The sequence below is a fragment of the Allorhodopirellula solitaria genome, assembly GCF_007859855.1.
GTDB classification, from domain to species: domain Bacteria; phylum Planctomycetota; class Planctomycetia; order Pirellulales; family Pirellulaceae; genus Rhodopirellula; species Rhodopirellula solitaria.
Map to the genome: position 1 here is coordinate 413,942 of NZ_SJPK01000005.1, position 21,582 is coordinate 435,523.

General features: G+C 56.7%; 14 protein-coding genes and 3 pseudogenes. 6 read left to right on the forward strand and 11 right to left on the reverse strand.

Going from position 1 to position 21,582, the window contains the following annotated elements; all coding sequences use genetic code 11:
• Positions 1-862: 862 nt before the first annotated feature.
• The 3 genes and pseudogenes from CA85_RS12910 to CA85_RS12920 all read right to left on the reverse strand — a co-directional run.
• Positions 863-1,306 (reverse strand): annotated as a pseudogene (locus CA85_RS12910) (M28 family peptidase); the annotation flags it as partial.
• 12 nt (positions 1,307-1,318) lie between these two features.
• Positions 1,319-2,374: pseudogene (locus CA85_RS12915) on the reverse strand (ADP-ribosylglycohydrolase family protein).
• A gap of 39 nt (positions 2,375-2,413) precedes the next feature.
• Positions 2,414-2,593, reverse strand: a complete 180-nt coding sequence (locus tag CA85_RS12920; RefSeq protein WP_246112754.1) for a macro domain-containing protein — start codon at positions 2,591-2,593, stop codon at positions 2,414-2,416.
• Between the two features lie 296 nt (positions 2,594-2,889).
• Here CA85_RS12920 and CA85_RS25700 point away from each other — a divergent pair.
• Positions 2,890-3,225, forward strand: a pseudogene (locus CA85_RS25700) (nucleotidyltransferase domain-containing protein); the annotation flags it as partial.
• A gap of 464 nt (positions 3,226-3,689) precedes the next feature.
• Here CA85_RS25700 and CA85_RS12930 read toward each other — a convergent pair.
• Positions 3,690-5,453: a serine/threonine-protein kinase gene (locus tag CA85_RS12930; protein WP_146391730.1), complete on the reverse strand. Its 1,764-nt coding sequence runs from the start codon at positions 5,451-5,453 to the stop codon at positions 3,690-3,692.
• A complete protein-coding gene (locus CA85_RS12935; protein ID WP_146391731.1) occupies positions 5,404-6,048 on the reverse strand; it encodes an ECF-type sigma factor in 645 nt (214 codons plus the stop codon). Before CA85_RS12935 ends, CA85_RS12930 begins: the two co-directional genes overlap by 50 nt.
• Before the next feature lie 28 nt (positions 6,049-6,076).
• On the opposite strand from CA85_RS12935, the gene CA85_RS12940 reads away from it, so the two are divergent.
• From CA85_RS12940 to CA85_RS12950, 3 genes are all read left to right on the forward strand, one after another.
• Positions 6,077-6,259, forward strand: a complete 183-nt coding sequence (locus tag CA85_RS12940) for a hypothetical protein (RefSeq protein ID WP_186774913.1) — start codon at positions 6,077-6,079, stop codon at positions 6,257-6,259.
• A 489-nt stretch (positions 6,260-6,748) separates the two neighbouring features.
• Positions 6,749-7,231, forward strand: coding sequence for a hypothetical protein (locus CA85_RS12945; protein WP_146391732.1), 483 nt, complete (start codon positions 6,749-6,751; stop codon positions 7,229-7,231).
• A 406-nt stretch (positions 7,232-7,637) separates the two neighbouring features.
• Positions 7,638-7,937, forward strand: coding sequence for a hypothetical protein (locus CA85_RS12950; protein WP_146391733.1), 300 nt, complete (start codon positions 7,638-7,640; stop codon positions 7,935-7,937).
• Between the two features lie 57 nt (positions 7,938-7,994).
• On the opposite strand, the gene CA85_RS24920 is transcribed toward CA85_RS12950, so the two are convergent.
• Genes CA85_RS24920 through CA85_RS12970 form a run of 5 tightly spaced genes read right to left on the reverse strand, consistent with a single transcriptional unit; the run spans position 7,995 to position 16,582 of the window.
• Positions 7,995-8,159, reverse strand: a complete 165-nt coding sequence (locus CA85_RS24920) for a TlpA family protein disulfide reductase (protein ID WP_186774914.1) — start codon at positions 8,157-8,159, stop codon at positions 7,995-7,997.
• Between the two features lie 26 nt (positions 8,160-8,185).
• Positions 8,186-9,388, reverse strand: a complete 1,203-nt coding sequence (locus tag CA85_RS12955; protein ID WP_146391734.1) for a DUF1501 domain-containing protein — start codon at positions 9,386-9,388, stop codon at positions 8,186-8,188.
• 29 nt (positions 9,389-9,417) lie between these two features.
• Complete coding sequence (locus CA85_RS12960; RefSeq protein WP_146391735.1) at positions 9,418-10,773, reverse strand: DUF1800 domain-containing protein; 1,356 nt, start codon at positions 10,771-10,773, stop codon at positions 9,418-9,420.
• Complete coding sequence (locus CA85_RS12965; protein ID WP_146391736.1) at positions 10,770-16,151, reverse strand: M56 family metallopeptidase; 5,382 nt, start codon at positions 16,149-16,151, stop codon at positions 10,770-10,772. Before CA85_RS12965 ends, CA85_RS12960 begins: the two co-directional genes overlap by 4 nt.
• Entirely contained in the window at positions 16,148-16,582 is a 435-nt protein-coding gene (locus CA85_RS12970; protein ID WP_146391737.1) for a BlaI/MecI/CopY family transcriptional regulator, read from the reverse strand. Before CA85_RS12970 ends, CA85_RS12965 begins: the two co-directional genes overlap by 4 nt.
• Positions 16,583-16,752: 170 nt before the next feature.
• On the opposite strand from CA85_RS12970, the gene CA85_RS12975 reads away from it, so the two are divergent.
• Together CA85_RS12975 and CA85_RS12980 are read left to right on the forward strand one after the other, a co-directional pair.
• Entirely contained in the window at positions 16,753-17,136 is a 384-nt protein-coding gene (locus CA85_RS12975) for a BlaI/MecI/CopY family transcriptional regulator (protein ID WP_146391738.1), read from the forward strand.
• Complete coding sequence (locus CA85_RS12980) at positions 17,136-20,534, forward strand: M56 family metallopeptidase (protein WP_146391739.1); 3,399 nt, start codon at positions 17,136-17,138, stop codon at positions 20,532-20,534. Before CA85_RS12975 ends, CA85_RS12980 begins: the two co-directional genes overlap by 1 nt.
• Before the next feature lie 92 nt (positions 20,535-20,626).
• Here CA85_RS12980 and CA85_RS12985 read toward each other — a convergent pair whose 3' ends face one another.
• Positions 20,627-21,580 carry a hypothetical protein gene (locus CA85_RS12985; RefSeq protein WP_146391740.1) on the reverse strand — a complete coding sequence of 318 codons (954 nt, stop codon included), beginning with the start codon at positions 21,578-21,580 and terminating at the stop codon, positions 20,627-20,629.
• Positions 21,581-21,582 lie beyond the last annotated feature (2 nt).

Here is a 21,582-nt window from a genome sequence, read left to right on the forward strand (position 1 = left end):
TTTGGTTTTCACATGGCATTGCGTTCCAATCGTATTGCCGGGGGAAACGGACTGGAGCTCAAATGGCGTGGACACAAGCGATTGCCGCCTGTGAAACATCCTTCCGTCGAGCTTGTCTCGGGCTTGCCCCGGCGGTCACACGACTTGATTCGCTGATTCCGCCGGGACAAGCCCGGAGCGGAGATCGATCTGGCGAGGGAGTTTTGCAGGTAGCTCGCAGTTGCCACTCCGCCCGGACAAGCCGGACGGAAGCGAAAACAGATGCCCGTGAAACTCGAGTAAATCTGCTTAAGTCCACGCCGTTCGACTGGAGCTCTGCGGGGACGCGGGCTCTGGAAGGGATAACTCGGTCGATAGCGCGCAGGCGGGGCGGTGAACCCTCGGCGTGATGTTTCTCGCTGAGGGCTCCTTTTGCCCATTGGACGCAGGAGCCAGAACCTCCCAAAATCCACCACGCTGAGACGAGCAACCCGGGTAAAAAAAACGATGTCACTTTCAAAATCTGCGGTTTCCATCGCAAATCCCGTGATTCTCGGTGCACAAGGTGATTTCTTTCTTTGTTTCACCCACAGATTCAGCGGGCGAGGCTGTTTTCAAGGCCGATTTGAAGCCGAGTGTGAATCAGTACTTCAGAGAAATCATGGAGTTCGATGATATTCGCAAGCGGTTCGATCCTTCACGCATCCAAGTAAACGTAAACAGAGACGACCCCACGAATCCCGAAACGTTGAACTTGATCCGCTACGCAACCGATCAAGGAATGCTGGTCGAGGTCGATGCGGAGGGAACCGAACAAGATTGGCGGCAACTGATTCAGGCTGGCGTCCGGATGTTCCATACAAACAAGCCAGCCAGGATGCAGGCGGCGGGCGTGGTGCTGGCTACCCATTGCATCAACGTTGAAGTACGGCGGCTCTTCGCAGGCGAACGCGACGTAGCGGGCGGTCCGCTTGCCGGTGTGCTCCCGCAGCAAACGGCTGACTTCCAACAACACCGCCACGGCGGATGCGTTGTCATCGGCACCCGGAGTTGAGCAAACGGTGTCGTAATGGGCACCCAGCAGCACGATTTCATTGGCACGGTTTGATCCGGGTTGTTCGACGATCAAGTTTGTGGCTTCGTCGCCGAGAGCGTCATAGCACTCGCGATCGTTCGTGTACCCCATCTCGGCCCATTGGCCTTCGATGTAGCCGATCGTCGCTTGAATCGTCTGCGGCTTTTGCAAAGTGCGCGGGCCGATCAACCCCGCAAGTCGATCGACATGCAGACGAAGGTTGCCTTCGATTTCATTGCGGTTCCCAGTCATCTGTGAATCAGCTCATTTGTATGGCGGAGCAAGACGGCGGAAGCCGTGGAAGAGGACGATGAACAAAAACAGCACATTGCGAAACAAGACAGCGATCGGATTGACGGTGGGTGGCTTGGCTGGACGCTTTTCATGAATTGTGTCGGCTAGTGTTTCGCCAAGTGATCGCATCCAAGAGACGCTGCGTGGGTACTCCCAAATGCCATCGATCCATGCCCGCGGGATTCCGTCTTCACCGACCCCAGCACCGACGATCCCGCCCACGATTGCTGCGGTCGTATCGGCGTCACCTCCGCACCGGATGATCTCCGTGACCGCTTGCCGGTAATCTCTCGGGTGAGACAACCAAGCGTGAATGGCGACCGGGACCGTGTGGTAGGTGTAGCCGCTGACGCCTTGCGATAACCCCAGCGAATCTGCAAACGACATGGTTGATTCTCCGGCCGCTACACTGTCGACAGACCGGCGCAGCAGCTCGGTCAGTTCGGATCCGTCGCCGCCCAGGGTATCGACAACATCGGACAGCCACAGGTTCGCAGCTAGCGAATCGTGGCTACGAGAATGTCGGGCGGCGAGTGCCACCGCGATCGCGCCGTATTACGCCTTGGGATCGGTGTGCGTTAACCGCGATGAAGAACGTACGAACCGCAGCATCTTAGGAAGATCGTCGATCGCCGCACCGAAGATTGCCGCTCGCATTGCCGGACCGTTTCCCGCCGAGAAGACTCCGGCGTTGTTTGGTTTTGCTCCTAACCAGAGTTTGATGCCCGCACGAGCGGTCGCTTTGCCGACGCCGGCCGGCAAAGCCAGGATCCACCATCGCAGCCGACTCGCGAAACACCGTGCGAAAAGATCCACATCGCCGTTCGCTTCGATTAGCGACCCGGCCACCATGCAGGTGTGTTCGGTGTCGTCCGAGATCATGCCGCGCCTGAAAAAGAACCGGTAACGATCGGGCGGCCCGAGAAGTCCGGGCGCACGCTGGGACGAAACGCCTTCGTACGGCAGCCCAAGAGCGTCACCGACGGCGGTGCCCAAGATGCAGCCGATAATCGCGTCGTGGTTCATCTAATTTGCTCCAGAATCAACCGCTGTGCCTTGTTCAATTCAACACCAGGACGAACCGCTTGGATCATCGCGATGAAGTTCATCCTGAATGGCCGGCCCGACCGCCGAAAGGATCGCTCCATCGACGCCTCCCGAAAGATTCAACCACGGGTTCGCGGTCGAGATCAAAACATCCGCCGATTTCTTCAGCACGTTTCCGACTTCGATACGAATATGCATCCACAACTCCGGGAACATCGAGTAACTCGGAGGCACCGCGTCGACCAGCTTCCTGCCAACGACCTAGGGTTGATGACGCAGGAACAGGCTGAGAACTCTGATTATCAAAATGAGTGATTTGGCAGTCTTCATGGATTCAATTCTATGCGACAACGAGAAACGCCTGTGAGGGATTGCTCCGCCACGGGCGTTTGGGTGTGGGATACGCTTTGAGTTTGTCATTTCGACAGGCAAGATGCCTATCCTACGTTACAGTTCGACGGAGTCGGCTTTGCGGGCTTCAGAGTTTCGAGGCGCTCGAAACCGTCGTGGGGCTCGACGAAGGCGAACAGACGGTCGAAAAGGAGGGCATCTACGACGGACTCGAAATCGACCTCGTCACGCACGATGCTGAAAAATTCTTCACGTTGATGCTGAAGCGGAACGGCTATGTACTCGAACAGATCTTCTCGCCGCTGGTCGTCTTCGCAGGCGCCGACCACGAAGAGCTCCAGTCGATTGCAGCGAACTGCATCACCAAGCACCATGCCCATCACTACCCGGGTTTCGCAGCGACGCAGTGGAAGCTGTTTAGCAAGGAATCGCCGCCCCGGGTCAAGCCACTGTTGTACGTCTTCCGCGTCCTGCTAAGCACGTCGAGGGAGTTGTTCTGGCCTATTAGCCGGTGGGCGCTAGCCGAATGGCACTTACTTTGGCCCCTGGAGAGGACATAACGAGGTAGGTAACCCGATGCGTTAGCGAGGAAAATGCCGTTCTTTGCGTGGTCAGTAGATCATCCTCACTCACGCGTCGGGTTACCAAGACCGCTTCGCAAACTAAAGTAAGCGGTATTCGGCGCTAGCCCCGGTTCCTTCAACGCTTCGCGTTCGGCGGTAGCAAACCGGGGCTAACGCCCATCGGCTCATTGAGATATGCGGAAAGACTTCCCCAGACGTACTTAACCGGTATCCACCTGATGCGAACCGGTGAGGTCGAAGCCAACATCCTGCGACTCACGAAGGTTTGATCAGCGTGGATTCATCGCAGCTGTTCAGTTCGGCCGACACTGCGTCTCATCGGGTGTGACCGGCGTTCCGCCGGTCACACCCGTATCCGGTCATTGAATCTCTGCACGCTCGATCTCGCCGAGCAGCTTCAGGGATTCGCGGAAGCTGGAACCCCCGACTCTGTCTTCCCATGACATGCCGTCGATATTTCCCAATCGACGGCCGCGGCGGAACAGCCATAGCGAACCAAAAAAGCCGATCACGCCGACGATCAGTGATGGTACCATGGCATGCGGATGAAGGAGCTGCAAAAATCCCGCTGCGAGTCCGGCCGGTATCCAAAGCCACCACCACGCCAATCCGATCGGCGGACCGAATCGGAAGTACAGCGACCTTGCTGAACGCAAGCGGTGGCCGATAGCAGAAACGGGCTGCGAGTAGTCGATTTGCTTGATCCGCACGATGACTGCGATCGCCGCGATGACAAGCAAGATGCCATAAACGTGCATGATTAAGCCGGACGCAAAGCGAGCAATGGATTCGCCGCTGCCGGACCAGCCGTAAACGCCGAGCACGATCAACGCGACCCCGATGACGATTTGAACGATCTGCCAGCGAACCAACGGTCGCATCGTTTGGCGAACCTGATTCATCAGATCGCGTCGGCCGAGCAGCATTCGAGCTGCGAGTTCTTGATCTTCCATACCGGACGGTTGCGAGTCCCGCGTTGACGCCGCAGATGATTGGTCGACCGTCACCGCCAGATCGATATCATCGCCTTGATGAATCGATTGCAGGTCTGATTTGATTTCACTTGCGGCTTGGTAGCGACGGTTCGGTTCCTTTTCCAACGTCCGCAGCACGACTTCGTCCAACCGCACGTCGATCGCGACTTTCTTAGACGGAACCTCAAAACGTCCGATCGGCAACTCACCGGTCAGCAATTCGTAGAACACCACGCCGAGCGAATAAATATCGGCGCGGTGGTCCACCGAGTGCGCGCCTTCGAACTGTTCGGGGGCCATGTAGCGAGGTGTGCCCATCACTTGGTGCGTCGCCGTCAGGTTCGTCGCCGCATTGGAACCGCCCAGGATCCGCGACAACCCAAAGTCGACGATCTTCACCGTGCCGTCGCGGGTCAGTAGAATGTTTTCCGGTTTGATGTCGCGATGGATGACGCCGTTTTCGTGCGCGTATTGCAACGCATCGCAAAGCTGCGGCACGATCGCGAGAGCTTGCGGCGGTGACAATTCGCCGGCGGTCACGACGTCACGCAGCGTCGGTCCGTCGACGTATTCCATCAGAAAGAAATACGTTTCATCGACGTGACCAAATTCAAAGACGGAGACGATGTTGGGGTGATTCAACTTGGCCAGAGTTCGGGCTTCGCGAGTAAAACGCAATGAAAACTTAGCGTCATGAGCAAACTCGCTCGGCAGCACTTTCAACGCGACGACGCGATCGAGGCCTTCTTGTTTCGCTTTGTAGACCGCCCCCATGCCGCCGGCACCCAGCAGTTCCATGATTCTCAGTTCGGGGAACAGCTCCGCAACACGCTCGATCGACGCCGGTTCAAAAGGTCGCTGAGAACGGTCCGCTTCGGCGAAGACGTTTGCGATCAAGGTTTCGTGCTGTGGGAAGGACTCTGCATAATATTGTCCTGTCGGTGATTCGCCCCGTCGCTTTCGATAGTCGATGTCGAGCGCGATCAGTTCCGCCAGCAGGAATTCCTGGGGCCGACCGGTCAGGTCCTCCGGCAGCGAATCTTGAATCGAAGGACGCTCGCCGGTCTGCCAAGCCTTTTCAAATGCGGCACATTGATCGTCAATTCGTTCGAGAATCGCGATCGGCAGTGGTTCTTGGCGAATGTTCATTTTCTGGCATCATTTCTTGTTGGCATTTTTCGCGGATCAGATGCAACCGCCGCTCGATCGTCCGCTCCGAACAATCAAAACGCCGGGCCAATTCCGCGTTCGAGTAACCCTCTAACTTGGCACCCGCCAAATCACGCAGTGGCCCGACACCCAATTTGGAAAAAAAGTTCTCGGCCGTCTCCTGCATCATGACGATCATCTCCGGCGAGGGGGCGTCACCGATGGCTTCGATCACGCGGACACCGTCGTCGCCGTGTGCATCAATGGATTGAACCCGAACCTGACCACCGCGGCGGATTCGACCATCGCGACGACGTTTGTCGACTATCTTTCGGGCCGCCATGCGGAGTAGCAAATGCCACAGATCATCGCGATCAGCCAGGTCCGGAAACCGCCCAGCTTCGGCGGCCTGATAGAAACTGTCGAACACGCTTAGCACGACGTCCTCTTCATCGGAAACCGCCCGGTTGCCGCCCCGCAGTCTCGCTCGCACCGAACGAACGAGCCGATCGAAGTAGTGGTTCCAGATCCGGTCCGCCGCCACGGAATCACCCTGCTTGATCAGTTCGATCCAGTGACTGATAGATGGGGGCATTTGGCGAAGGGGTTTACAGGAAGAATGAATGACAGACCCAATTGTACCACCTGATCTTGGATGGTTGGCGAGCTATCGACTAGTCAGAATGACCGTCGCCTTGTCGCTGATCCAGCACAACGTACTTCGCCGGATTTTGAAAGTCGTCGCGATCGTCGGCTTAGCGATGATGGCGACCCAGTGGTCGTCATCGGAGATCCGGCGTTTTTGATTACTGGGAAGCGGCGGCTCCGCGCTGAGTGGGCCGACACGCATCCGGCTGAGATGAACAAGCCACAAATAGCAGCCAGAAGAAGCCAAAAACCGAGACTCTCGCAATCTCAGGAAATCACCTTAGCCAAAGGCCACCGAATTCCCCGGAGTGCCGTTCCCTGTCGATTGCCCACAAGTATCCCGAAAGGGATGATAGAAAATAGCCGTAAGTAAGCGCTGCGCCACCTACGGTTGTTCGCAGCTCTGCCAAACTCGATTGTTCAAATGCCCGGCGCTCTCGTACTTCGCCCAACTCGAGTCCAAGCTAAAGCTGCAAAACATCCACGAATGGCAACTCTTCCGCGACTACAGAGTGTGTTCACCGACGGCCACCGACGAAGAACTGCAAACGCTCCTCGCCACCAAAACCGATCCCCCAGTGCGGACTCTGCCCTAGAAAACGCACCGCCTTCACCCATCCCGATCCTTTGCAACGGAGTGCATTGCAATGAGCCACCCCTACGAACCCGATGTGCCACCGTATCCATTCGTGCCGCCGTTTAATCTGCCCGGCAGTGAACTGCCATACGAGGCAGAGGACGAAGGCGACGAACCCTACGTGTTCCCACCGTTACCCGAACCCGAGCCTCCGGTCTGGCCCGACGACTATCCGCCCGGCACGCCCGATCCCGGCCCACGGCCGCCGTGGTGGCCCGACGATCTCTTCTGGCCACCCGAGCCCGAACCACCGGTGATCATCGAGTCTCCGTTGCCACCGCACCTCTGGCCGCGGCTCCCACAGGACCATCCGTATCACTTGCCACCGGGACACTCGTATCCCGACAGCCTCCCGCCCGGTCACCCCGGTTCAGCCTATCCTAGCATGCCCGACTACCCCGTCGTGCATCCCGGCAGTTGGGGCGAGGATTGGTACAAGTACCCCGGCATCCTCGACAACTGGCCACCAAGCTACGAAGACGACGAAGAGTAGTCGTCAACAAAACGGACTTCCCGCCACGGCTGCATTGGACAATCCAATGCAGCCATTTTTCGTTTCACAGTTTGTCGATAGCAAATTGGCTGTTCCGCATTTGATACCCATGAGAATGATTGGAGCTCGTTGACGCTTATCAGAAATAACCTCAGGGTCAAAACATTGGACTACGGTTTTGTTCCCTCACTTGACCCCAGGTTGGAACACTCGGTTATGTAGATCGGCGGTTGTTTCTGAAGAAAAACAGCAAGGCAAGCTCGTTAACAACTTGCCCGTGCCTGATCCTCTCGCTAGTTTCGGAAAACCGCTTCGCTAAGAGCACGTGGATTCCACGTCGGTGTTCGCAGTGACTCGCGATCATTGTTCGGTACCCCCAACTAGCCATTGACGGCGCTTGATTTTGATGTCTGCACCACTTCTTACGATTCGGAATCACCACGCAGCCGGTTGCGGTGACCCACCGATTATCGACGGAACTGGCCGCGGTCAATATGTCGGTTACTTTGAGAACCAGTTTGGCGAACAGTGGATTTTCACTCGTAATCGTAGGACAGGCACCGCGACACTCCGCGGGGGTGACATGGGTTGGAATACGGCCGTTGACGTGACCGACGGTACCGTCGAGCAACTGGTTCTTGGCGAGAGCGAATCTCTGTGGCTGCAGTCCTGCCTTGACTCGAGCCGCCCCAAGGCCAGAACTTAATCATTCCCCACAGAGGTTGCTAAAGCAAAGTCTGCATTGCCGCAACGTCTCAACAGGCTAATTCAGCAGCTGATCGAACTGCTCTCTAACACCATCAGGGTTGTTGAGATTAATCTGCCCCACAACTTTTCCCTCTTTGTCGATTAGCAATGTGGTGGGGAAGGCGGTGATTCCATAGTCGGCGATCACACGACCGTTGGCCGTGCCGCCCGAGTCCTCCATCGCACCCAAGCTCGTCCAGCGTTGCCTTACACGTCGAAGAGCATCAATGACGACGCAGATTCTGGGGTTTGCAATCCCTGCTTACATCCCAACCAGTCTCGCTCGACTTCCTGGTAGACGTTGCGGAAGTCGGTGGTCATCCGTAAGTCACCGTCGACGAGGTCGGTCAACTTTGGCGTTGGTCCGATCAGCCCGGATCGGACTTGGCTGCCGGCGAGGAAGACGGGGCCGGCTGTTCCGTGGTCGGTGCCTTCGGAATTGTTCTCGGCGACTCGCCGTCCGAATTCGCTGAATCCCATCACGCAGACTCGATCGGACAGGCCCGATGCTTCGACGTCGTCGAGAAATGCTTTGGTGGCATCGGAAAACTCGCGTAGCAATCGCGAGTGCGACGGTAACTGGGCCGCGTGGGTGTCGTAGCCATCTTGGATCGCGTAATAGATCGGCGTTTGAAAACCGCTTTTGACCATGGTCGAAATGGTTTGCATACGCTGCCCGAGTTTTGTGGACGGGTACTTGGCACTTGCATCCGTTTCTTTCTCGATGTTGCGTTCGAGAACATTCGCGGTCGCGGTTGCATTTTGCATCGTCTGTTCGACGAATCGGGTCAGGGAAGTGGCTGCACCCGAGTGAGCCGACGGCTCACTTTGCGGGACGCGGAGACGCAAATCCGTCACGTCGGAGAGCGTGACGGCGGTCGAGCGGCGACTCTGAATGGCCAGCGGTTGGGGTTCGTCTCCAACCAGAATCATATCGGGGGCATCTGCTTGATTGCGGGCGGCGTCCATCGTTCTGCCAAGCCACCCATGAGATCGCAGCACGTCTTCGCCACCAACTCGAGCGGAGTGCCAAATCGCCATGCTGGTGTCGTGCGAACGACTCGGGTTGGGATAGCCAACGCCTTGGACGATTCCAAGCTTTCCTTGTTCAAGCAGGTCTGCCGCAGAACGCATCGACGGATGGAACCCAATCGAGTCGTCAATCTTCAACAGCCGATCCGTTGGCAATCGCAGTTTCTTGCGGTGCTTTGCGTAACCTTCATCGGCGTAGGGAACGATCGTGTTGATTCCGTCATTGCCTCCGCTCATCTGGATCACGACCAAGATCTTGCCGTCATGGTCCGTCAGAGCCCGGTCGTCTGCCACGACTGCCCGGCTCACCAATGACGGCAATGTTCCCAACAAGACGGCGGAGCTCTGGCCAAGAAAGCGTCTTCGATTTGTCTTCATCGTTTGTTCCCATGTTTTCGTGGATTCAGCTAACCAAGTTGCGACGCCGGTCGCCGCAGGTTCGCTTCCGTGTCGCCACTTTCATTTTCATGCCCCAACAGCAACTCGCTTACAAACTTGGCTCGCGACTTCGGTGTCAAGAAACCGTGCTTCGTCGCCAACGCCTCGATGTCCGGTGGACTGCTCGGGCGATGCAACTCGCCCTGACAGAGTGCTGAGACGTAGTTCGCACGGCCGATCATTGTTCGGGTCGTTAGCCACGACCGACCGCCGGGCCAGCCAAACACATTGGGCGGATAGAACAAGTCTTGGCCGAGTTTGGACGCCCACTCCGCCAGCAACAAAGTACTCGGCGGCGGATCCAGCATTTCCAACGCTCGCAGCGGACCGATCATGAACTGAATCGGATCGAGCACACGGTTGCCGATGTTGTCGTCGGCGAAGAACGCTTCACTACGGAGGATGGTTTCAGCGGCCCAGCCAATGTCCAGGTCATGCCTGCGCAAACCGCTGGCGAGTTCGTCGATCGCATCATCCGTGATGACATCTTCGCCAAAAAAGACTTCGCACAAACGCATCGCGATTCGATGAGCAAGCGGTTCCTGTTTCAGCAGAATGGTCAGCACATCATCGCCATCGAAATCGCCTTGCTCACCAAGTATTTGCTTCGTCCCGCCATCGTGGTACGACGCCACCTGCTCAAAAACACCGTCGCGGACCGTCCATCCCGTCAAAGCACGAGCGACTTCCTTCACATCCGTTTCGCTGTAATGACCGACGCCCAGCGTGAACAATTCCATCAACTCACGAGCAAGGTTCTCGTTCGGCTTGCCCTTTCGATTGGCCTTCGCATCCAGCCAGACCATCATGGCTGCGTCTTTGATGACCGCTCGCAAGAGGTCGCCAAACTTGCCCATCGCGTGTTTGCGCAACGAGTCGTTCTGACGTTTCATGATCGCGACATTGGCGACCTTCAGGTTGCTGGTGGCGAAGTGGTTGTGCCACATCAGCGTCATCCGTTCGGTCAGCGGATCACCTGAATACAGCATCCGGTAAAACCACCAAGCTTTCAACCGATTAATGTCACCGGAACTGACCGCTGCGTCACCAATCAGTTGCTGAAGTGATTCAAAATCCGTAGCGGAAGTCGTCAAGACTTTCGGCTCTGCATTTGAATCATCAACGTCGAAACTCTTGACGAGTTCCGCTACGCCCAGCATGCGGTCAATGGCAGCGTCCGGCCCCTCTTTCACGTCCCGTTGCAATTGCCCCCAGTCGGCACCGAACCCGGCACGCCGATGCAAATGGTGAACGCAACGCAAATCCCAAGGACGAGACTCGGTCGGGACATACCGCTTCCACGCTGCTTGGCTTGCGACAGTCACGGTTGCAATTCCTTCTCGCCAAGTTCACCTGACAATTCATCGGGTTCAAAACGATACTTGTCTTTTTGTCGAAACGCTCCAAGCTCGGAATTCGCGTCGGCTTCAGCGCGAACATCGCTTTGCACAATCATCTCCATCCGTTGAGCATCGGTGCGAGCAAACAGCGAGAAGGCTTCGCCGGCGGGTACGTTGTCGACTTGGAATCGGCCCTCATCATCGATCGTTGCCTCCCATAGTCCGGTTCGCAAACGAATTTTGCGATGGCTCATGTTGACGTAGCCCCGCGTGATCGGATCGCCATCCAAATTGAAGAGTGATCCAGAAACCGAACCGGTTGGATTCAAGGTGACGTTGACGGTGTCGGTTTCGTCGCCATTGACGTTCACGACGGCACCGAGAGAACGCTCGGGATGTAGAAACAGCAACGTCCGCACGCTATCGGGCAGCAAGCCCGTGACCGAAAACCGATTGGTTTCTAACGGCTCATCGGTCATGGAGACAGGTGAAGGGCCGAGGCCTATGACCGTGACTCCCGAAACAGGCTTGCCTTGCGGATCAAAGAGTTCTCCTTGCACAGTGCGACTTCGTCGAAGTAACAACTTGACCTCCTTGCCGGCATCGTCTCGGTTTGGATTGAGAAGCATGACGGCTTGGACTTGTGAGAGTCCCATGATGCCGCGACTTTGTCCTCCACCCGCCGTGGGCAGGTAGTTGAACTGCCCCATTGCGTCCGGCCTTGCCTCAAGATCACCATCGGGAAAGATCTCTCGCAAATCCTTCTCCTTCAGTAGCACGGTCGCGTACTCTTCACCGCTGACCTCGGCACTGATCGCACCACGGCCATCGAGGACAGCAATCTCGAAGCGACCGTCCGCTTCGGTCTGCACTTTGGAAAGCGGGTTGGCGACACGTTCAACGCCAAGCAGCTCGATCGCGTCGTTCGGAAACAGCGGGTTGTAGATGATCTCGGCTCGAACGCCTTCGCCGCTAACTTCATCCACAACACGGCCTCGAAGTCGAATGCCTGTCGTTAGTGTCAGCTCCACGTCGAGTGGTTCACTGCCGGTCGTATCGGGAACGTTCAGCTCTGATCGAAAATGGGTGGCATTTTTGGGTGACAACTGCAGCTTGTACTGTGTCGCTTTGGGTACGTGTCGAATGACGAACTTACCTTCCGCGTCTGTTACAGCGGGCTTCGCGCGAGAAGTCCACGATGTTGGTTCAATGATGCTCACATCGGGTATCGGCTGACCAGTGGTTCGATCGACGACCGTGCCGCGAACGATTCGTCCGGGAACAGCGACATGCGTGAACTCAGTGAAGTAGCTGCTTTCGCTGAGTCCAGTGCGAACGGCGATCACGCCGTCTGCGCTGTCGCTCGGTTTCTCTCGCGTGACGATGGAAAGTCGAGTTGCCGCCAAGCCGTCGCCTAGTGCCTGCAATCGCACGCGACGCTCGCTTCCCAAGCCGGAGAGTTGGAACTTTCCATCGTTATCGGTGACGACGGATTTTGTTAGCGGACTTCCGCCCGACCAGCTCGGCCAGTTGGTGTAGACGCCTGAACTGAGTGGTGCGTTCGCGATGAGGTCTGCTGATTCGGGCAACGCGTCAGGGGCAAAAACCGAGACGACATCGAGTCGGACGTCGGCGGCCGGAGTTCCATCGAGTGTGACGATGCGACCGCGAATCGGCGTATCTTTGGCCAACTGCAAAGTGACATCGTCCGCGAGCTTTCCCGGTGTGACATTGGCCCATGCAAAGCCCAGACCTTCTGCCGTCGCGGCAATTCGGAAGGTCAGTGTTTCAGACTTCACCTCACTAGTGATTGACTTCGGTAAAGAGATCTGAAATCGACCGTCTGCTGTCGACTTGCCGACCTGAGTCCAGGTGACACTCGTCCGGGTCTGGGACCAGCCGCCAGATCGGGCTGGCCCACCGAACCAAAGCGTTGCCTCGATTGGCTTGCCGTTGGGATCGAGGACTTGGCCGCTGACAGAATCGGAATTCGTTTGGATTTGAACTGGCGTTGGCCACGTCTTCGGATCGGCACTGAGATCAATCGTGCCCAAATTGATCGTCGATCCCGGCGGTGCGGAATGATTGTCGAGCAACAATGGCTCGCCCGGAAAATCTCGGAGCAACAACGAACAACGCTCACTCGGCGGAACGGACCATTCAAACTGTCCGTCTTCAGCCAGGTTGAGAACGCCGTTCAGAGCGAATGGCAGGTTCTTGTTGACTTTGATTTGGGAGCCATCTTCGGTTGGGAACATCGCTCGGATCGTTCCGGCATCGCCAACACCCGCTTGCAGATACGCTTCGTCCAAATCCGATGGCTTCTGACTGATCAGTTTGCCGACGATCTTTGCGTTCGCTTTCAACGTGACCGTGAGGATGGATTGGGTGTCATCGACTTGGTTGAGCCACACAACGGCTCCGGAATTGTTTGGCTTGTCGGAGATGACCAGCGGTCGATCGCGTTCTTTTTCATTGCCCAGCAAGACGGTCACGGTGGACGATGAAGACGGGCGGTCGTCCCAGTAGCGTTTGCCCCGTCCCGAAAGTGTCATTCGTTTGCTGATATGGCGTCCGGCGACGCGGAAGCCCGACGCGGGTGTGCCGTCTGGATTCACCACGTTCACCATCAGTTTCCTGACCGGTTTCAGTGAAATGTTGGCTTTCGCGGAGTCAGCTTGATTGTCGATATCAATCTCCACCACGCCGTTTCCCGGCATGATGTTGTGATACACCATTCGTTCTCCTGGCTTGACGTTGCCGACCGTGTTCATGCGGGTGCCGGGAACGGTTTCGAGTTCAAAATGATCGTCGTTTTCTGCGATCGCTCGCAGAACGCCTTTTCCGCGAAGCGCAGGAACGCGAAACGATCCGTCAGCGTCGGTCGCAAACATCTCTTCATATCCCATCGAGGTCATGCCGGCATTGAAAGCCTCGTGATCGGCAGCGTTGGGGTTGTCGATGTACGGGTGGTAGCCGACGAGCCCTGTCACGGATTCGCCCGAATCGGATTGCGTCACCTTTCCGGTTGCCCAGATGCCACGTGTGAGCTGGATGTCGAACCGGATCGGTTCCAAACCGCCGATCACCGGAACGCTGTGCTCGCTTCGGAAGTACGGCTGATCGCTCGGTGGGTGGACTTTGATCTTGATCTCGCCACCGGATTGTTTGGTGTTGCGCGGGATGCCAGAAAGGACGTAGCGACCCTCGGCGTCGCTGGTTGTTGACAGGAATCCGTTGATGACCAGCAAGTCATCAGGAAGTTGATAGAGGCTAATGCTAGCCCCACCGATCGGCTCACCGGTTTTGCGATCCTTCACGACACCTTGAACGATCTGTTCGGGTTCCGCCGACAGCCTGAACTGATTGCCGAACGTTTTTCCCGTTCGATATTGCGGTCCCATCCACGGTGTGTTCAATGGTGACATCTCTCGAGCGACAACTGGGATCAGGGAGGAGGCGATCCCAGCGCCGTCGATCTGTAACATCGCCAGACGATCGTCGCCGATGTCCGCGAAACGAAAACGGCCTTCGTCATCGGATAGCGTTTGGATGTTCAGGGCGGCGATGCCGCGGAAGTGTTCGGCAGAGGGATAGAACGCCATTTGCGGCGTCCGGGTGCTACCTCCAAATGGGTCGTCATCCGACTCCTTATCGCCGCCGGCCGAAATGCTTTTCACTGCTTCCACCCATTTGTCGACCACTTCGGATCGATTCACCATCGAAGGAGGTTGCTGAATATCAATCAATCGAACTCGAACACCTTGGATTGGTTTGCCTTCCAAGTTGACGACTTGCCCGACAACCTCTTGTCGAGCGTTTGCCAACTGAAGATCGACCTTCGTTCTATCGTCAAAGAAGGTCTGTTCGTCGGGGCCGAACCCGGCAAGGGTCGCAAGGACCGAGAGATGCTCCTTCTCGAGGTGCATCCCATTGGAAAACCGATCCGAATCTGGTTCCACTTGCATTTGGTAGCGGCCCATTTGGTTGCTCTGGGTTTCTGCCAAAACAATGCTGTCGGTGGTCCATGCCGTGTTCGCTCGGAAGTTTTGAAGGGCGACGACGCGGACTCCGCCGACCGGCTCGCCGTCTGGGGCTCGAACGATTCCGCTGATCGTCACTGAGTCGCTTCCATCCCCTGCCGCCGTTGCCGAATCCTGACTTGCGTTCTGCGCCGTTGCGATCGTGAGCGTGCCAACGCAGATGGCGGTCAGTAGCGCAGTCGCCGATACCAACACGAAGCCCCATCCTCGTTTACTCAACACTGTTTGCGTGTCGCGGGCCTCATCGAGTAGTCCAGCCACGCGCTGTTCCAATCTCCAACGTGACGCGAAGAAGCCGACGCTGCCGGGAATCGTTTCGGGCTGCTGGACGAGCTGCGCGAGCGACAGCAGCGTGCGGCTGTAGATCGGTGCGTCAGTGGTTGCCAACACAAAATTGTCGCAGACCTCTTCGCGTGCTTTCGCGAGTTCGCGGTTGAGCTTTCGCACCAGCGGATGCGGCCAGTAGATCGCGGCGACGAGGTTTTGCAACAAGACGACGATGGGGTCTCGCCGGACGACGTGAGCGACTTCATGAACGAGAACTTCGGCTAGCTCGGTCGGGTTCGATTTGGCAATCAAGCCTTTGGGAAGGACGACTGAGCCAGCGAAGATGCCCGCCGCGAGTGGGCCGGAGATTTCGTCGGACGCAACCAACCGTGGCTTGCATTCGTCATGGCAACCGGCCGCCGCAGAGGCTTTCGTCAGCGCTGCAACGTAGTCAGGATCGGTGATGGGTTCCGCTCGGCGTAGGATCCCTGCCAGCCGGATCCAGCCAATCGTCATTCGCATCAGCAACAGCATGGCTCCCACTGCCCAAACGACCGTGGCGATGGTCACGATGATCGCCAGCCACTGCATCGGTGAACGAGAGTCTTTCACGGCGGGCGTGGCTACGGAAGGGTTTGCTGGAACGTCGGCGGCCATCATTGGCTTGCTCATGAGGGGCGCACTGGCAACCTCTTCCATGCTGCTCGCGTCCAAGACCGGCGGCATGATGGTTCGATCGACTTGCTGTGTCGGCAAGCTTTGCATCGGCGCGTCGTTTACCGGTGTTGGCTGCTTGGTTGCGGCAACCGAGGTTACTGGAACGGTTTCATTTGGCAAAGCAAGCGCCAACCAGCCAATGCCTCGTGATTGAACCAGTGCCGAGACCGCGGGGCTTGCCAACACCAGCAACAGACCGCAACACAGAATCCAATATCGCATGGCGGCTCGCCTGCGAAACAACGTCGCGACGCACAATAAAACCGCTGTCAAAACCGTCGAGTGAATCAGGACGTTGATCACCCACAGGACCAGTTGGTCAGAAAACACATTCATGATTGACCTCCACGTTTTTTGTTCGTTTTTCGATTGGCCTTCCTGGAAGACTTCGTCTCCGCCGTGTCGATCATCTCGCGAATCCGATCGGCTTCATCGGCCGACAGACCGCGGTACTCCATCAACGCCGTCACCATCTCCTCCGGCGAACCCGCGAATAGCCGGTCCACCATTTGGGCGACTTTCGCACCGAGTGACGCCGTGCGAGGCCGGTTGGCGGAATACCAAAACGTGCGGCCTTCTGTTCGGTGTTTGAGCCAGCCACGTTCTTCGAGGCGGACGATCATCGTTTGGATCGTGTTGCGAGCGACCTCGCGACGCTTGGCCAACTCGCCTCGCACTTGCGAGACGGTGACTTCCTCGTTGTCCCAAACGACCTCCATGATCTCCCGCTGTGCCTGCGTCAGCGGTGTCGTGCCCGGCTTTGCCATGTTCTCTGTTCCTGAAAGTTCTGCATGCCTACTGTGCGTAGGTATTGTTGCCGACGCGACGTAGGCAAGTCAAGCGTTTTCGTGAAAAAAATTTGCGATGTCGATTGACGCCGGGTGTTTACCTCGATAGATTTAGTTAGGTAAACGACCGAGGCCAAACGAGGGTGCCGATGAACACGACGCAACTGGGACGAGTGCAATTGCTGATCATGCAGGTGCTGTGGGAGAGCGAGCGGGCGACCGCTCGTGAGATCACCGAGCGAATCAACGAGTCCGAACCGATCGCTCACAGCACCGTGCAAACGTTGCTGCGAGGCTTGGAAGAGAAGAAAGCGGTTGACCATGAAACCGAGGGACGCACCTTCACGTTCTTTCCGTTGATTTGCGAGGCGGACTTCAAGCAATCGGCGACCCAAGATTTGCTCACCCGTGTCTTCCAAGGCAGCGTCGAAGGGTTAGTCGCGCACTTGCTGCAAAGCGAAGACGTCTCCGCGGATGAACTCGCTGACCTTCGCAAACTGATCAACCGCCAAGCCAAGAAGAAGGGATCGTGATGAGCGTTTCAATTTGGATTGAGTCTGTTTGGCAAATCGGAATGCTGTACGCAGTGCAGTCCACGATTCTGATCCTGGGCGTGATGGCAGTTGCCCGTCTTGGCCGCATGCGCGACGCTGCGGTGCTGTCGATGATCTATCGCTTTACCATGGTGGCGGTCGTCGTGTCGCCCATCGTGACCGTCGGCATGAAGCAAGCGGAAATCGACGGCTGGTGGCCCGCCACGGCAAGTCTGAAAGCGTCGGCCGAGGCGAGTGTATCGTACTCCACACCAGTGATCCCGATGCCAAATGACTTTGCGAGCACCGGCGACGTTCGACCACAGGGAATCGGCAACGACTTGATGCTCAATAAACCGGTCGTGCTGGCTGCTGCGGACTCGCTGCCAGTGTCTGATGTTCCACCAAGCGAACTTGCCCATGCCGAAGCCGCTGTCGAGACCAAGGCATCGGAGACAAGTGATGCCGGAGCGAGATCCAACCCTGGAGCGTTCTTTGTTTGCAAAACAATTGCAGTCGCGGCTTGGCTAGTCGTGTCGCTGGCGTTGCTGATCCGGCACGGCCGAGCTTTCCTGGCACTGAGGCGATCACTCAAACGCAGCGTTCCGGCAAGCTCTGAGATCCAAGCTCTTTGCGATCAAATGGCCAGCAACCTGCAAGTGAATTCACCTCAAGTCGTTTGCAGCCCGTATTTCGAGAGTCCGTTCCTGTCAGGCGTATGGAGTCCAGTCATTCATTTGTGCAGTGACGACGTCGGCATGATGGAGGCCAGTGATGACGGAGAAGTCCGCGATGTCCTCGCCCATGAACTCGCCCATTTGAAGCGTCATGATTTGATCGTGCGGATGGTGAATCACGCGGTGCTGTCGCTGCTGTTTTTCCAACCACTGCTGTGGCGATTGGTGGATTGGATCGAGGGCACCGCCGAAGACGTTTGCGATGACTTCGTTTTGGAACTCGGCGCGGCGCGCCAGTCCTACGCGAGTCGCCTGGTCGACTTGGCCGAACGTTGCGACTTCCCACTCGGCTCCGCCGTCGGGATCGCATCGGGCAACAGCACGCTTCAGCATCGGGTCCAGCGGATCATGGAAGACGGCCGCCGGCTTTCCATGCGAGCGGGAACCACCGCAGTCCTGTCAGCGGCAACCATCTCGACGGCTGCCATTCTGGTCGCGGGCCTCATGTTCACGCCCACAACGATCACCGCGGGCGGGCCGCCGACCGAATCTTCGACCCCTCAACCAGAATCAGATGTGTCATTGCCGCCAACGAGCGATGACCAGGCTGAAACGGACTTGCCAGCCGTGGCTGAGTCCACCGCCAAAGTGCCATTGGGAATCATTCGCGGCACGATTCTTGGTAGCAACGGGCCACTTTCGAATGCAAATGTCTACTGGTGGCGAAGTCGCGCGTACGACGACAACCCAATGAAGCCCGTTCAAGTGACAACGGATGCGAACGGCAAATTTGAACTCAAACGCACCGCCCCGGACCCGGGCCAGGTTGGGATTTGGGATATGCGAGAAGATATGGTTGTTCGGGCGGAGGGACATGCTTTCGAGCGAACAAATCCGCGAAAGTTTGGAGCAGCGATTTCGATGGATCCGGATTGGCCAGGGATGAAGAGCCCGCCTCCAGCGCCGACCGAACCATTCTATCTCATGCCGCAAGGACCAACCGTTGCTGGAAGACTGGTCGACATCGAAGGTCAGCCGATTGATGATGCCAGGGTTCGCATTCGATGGTTTTCGAAGCGTCGTGGTCGGCAGCAAAGTGGGTTGCTCGACCTCTTCATCACTCGTGAACCGGAAAGTGATACTGAAGAAGACTTGATCCGGGATGTTCACAGCCTTGTCAATTCGATCGAGCATGTACCGCTTCGTGACGCCTTGCCGATGGCCACGACGAATGCCGAGGGCCGTTTTGAGTTGAGGGAACTCCCCGCAGACTGCTTCTTTGAATTGCTTGTGGAACACAAGGGTTTTGAATCAACCACTTTGGTCGTTCGCAACGACGGCGGCGAAGAGGTTGTCACCGTTCCTAGAAAGAAAGGGTTTGATCAAAATCCGCCCACGAAGCTGTATCCACGCAAATTCGAAGCGGTCATCGGGCCGTCATCCATCGTGATGGGAACGGTAACCGACGCGGATACTGGACTGCCAATCAGCGGGGCTGTCGTGAAAACCAACTTCGTCAACAACCAGCGATTGACCAGTACTCGTGAGCGCCAACACTGGATGACCCGGACGAATGCCCAGGGCAAATTCCAAATCGACGGATTGCCCGCCGGTGACGGAAACCGCTTGATTGTTCATGGACCTCGCGACGAACCCTACATCTCAGTCACGTCCGTGGCCAGCGAATCGACGGGGATGCCAAAGGGACGCACCTACCAAGTCGACTTTCAGTTGAAGCGGGGGCTATGGGCCGAAGGGAAAGTTTTCGAAGCGGAAACGGATGAGCCGTTCCAAGGAACGATCACGTATTACTGGTTTCGCAATCGCGATCTGGAGAACACCTATCCGGGAAAGATTCGGGCCTACATTGATGGCCAAAACTACACCGATGCGGATGGCAACTATCGCGTCCCGGTTCTGCCGACCGCCGGCGTGATCGCCTTCAGCACTGGCAACCGCGATCATGCACGCATGAATTCTTATTCGCGGGGTTATGGTGAAATCGAAATCGCGAAGTACCGAAGCCCGGATGGGAGCTTTCCCTACTACGATACCGCACCAAGCTATCTGCATCCTACGAACTACAACCGTTTAGCGCTTGTCGACCCGAAATCGGACGAGCAAGTCGCCAAAGTCGATCTGCCGCTCAGCAAGGCAAAGCCGATTACAGTAACCATCTTGAATCCTGACGGGAATCCGGCGACTCAGGAATTGGAACTCTACGGGGGCAATGAACGCTGGGGCTGGCAAGACAAACAACCACAAGACTTCGTCGTCGAAGATCTTCTGCCCAATGAACGCCGAAAAGTCTTCGCGTTTGATCGAAGCCGCGGCTTGATCGGGGGCACCATTGTCGAACATGGCGAAGGAAAGCGATTTGAAATCCAATTGTCGGCAGCAGGACGAGCTCACGGTCGACTCGTCGACGCGGACGGTGAACCGCTGTCCGGCGTCGAAATGATGATCGAGCATGGCGACTTTCGGCGTGACGACGAGACCGCGACATGGGCTCGCGTCGAAGGAAAGCGATACATGCCGTCGGAGATTGTTCCTGACGATGAAGGGCGCTTCGAGGTGCTCGGATTATCGCCCGAGTGGAAGTACTCAGCTCGCGTCAGCAGGGGTAATCGAATGATCGGCCGCGTATTCCGCTCCCTGGTCATCAAACCAGGCGAAGATCGCGACCTCGGGGATATTGTGATCGACGCTTCTCAGGACTGAGCGTCAAGTTAGATCCCGCTCAGTCACTGGCCGGGCCAATGCGATATGCTTGGGAGTGTTGACTCCGGCTGGTTCGTCGTCGATCCGAGATCCTACTTCACCAAGTCACGATCTTGGACTTCCCTCGATGACGAGCCAATCAACATCGGACGGTTGTCGTCAACAAAGGATTTGAATTGCTTTATGATGTCATCAGTGATGGTCACATCTCCTTTGTCCTTCATCTCTTGAATGACTTTCACCTGTTCGGTCATCTGACGCCTGTACTCGTCGCCCGTGACATCTGCATCGGTGGATCGCACCCAAATTTTATACGGTCCTTCAAGCGTTTTTTTGTCGGCACCATTGAGTACGCCTGAAATTGTGATTTGATCGTCGCCGTATTTGATCGTTAATGTGCCTGACTGCAGCGTCCCGATTGGCTTGGAGTTCTTGATTTCGCGTAGTGAGAACTCCAGGTCCGCGACGCCAGCGATGGTGACGCCTATGAGTGAACCACCGCCCATCCCAACCCGTCCGACATAAATGTTGTCATTCAGTACGACTGGGCTCTGGGGAAAATCCCAATCAAAGGGGGAAAGATCATCGACGGTAAATGCCTTCGGTAGTTGAATCTTGACCATTTCCGGTGCGATGATCAGAAAGTAGACGCGGCCGTCACCAGTCTTCGTCACCTCGATGAAGTCCGGCCGCATGTCAGACACATCAACTTCAGACTTGCTTGCCTTGGCTCCAGCGTTCGCTTTCGAGGGCTCGATTGACACCGCCGCGGCGATACGTTCATTCGTTGGCAAACATTGGATTTCTGCGTTGAATCCACTTGTTCCGCCGACGCCAATTCCGACAGTCCCGCCGTAGCTGCATGAGCCCGAGCTATGTTGGCGGTAAGTTGCCTTCACGTCCTCTGGGTCCCAAGACCGAATGGCGACCTTCAGGGTCGGAAAGTAACTGGGATCCTTGTTCGCTACGGAGTCCTCCGCCAAAACGACAGAGGACGATGTCACCAACACTGTCAAACCTGCAATCAAACTGCTGAATCGTTTCACTT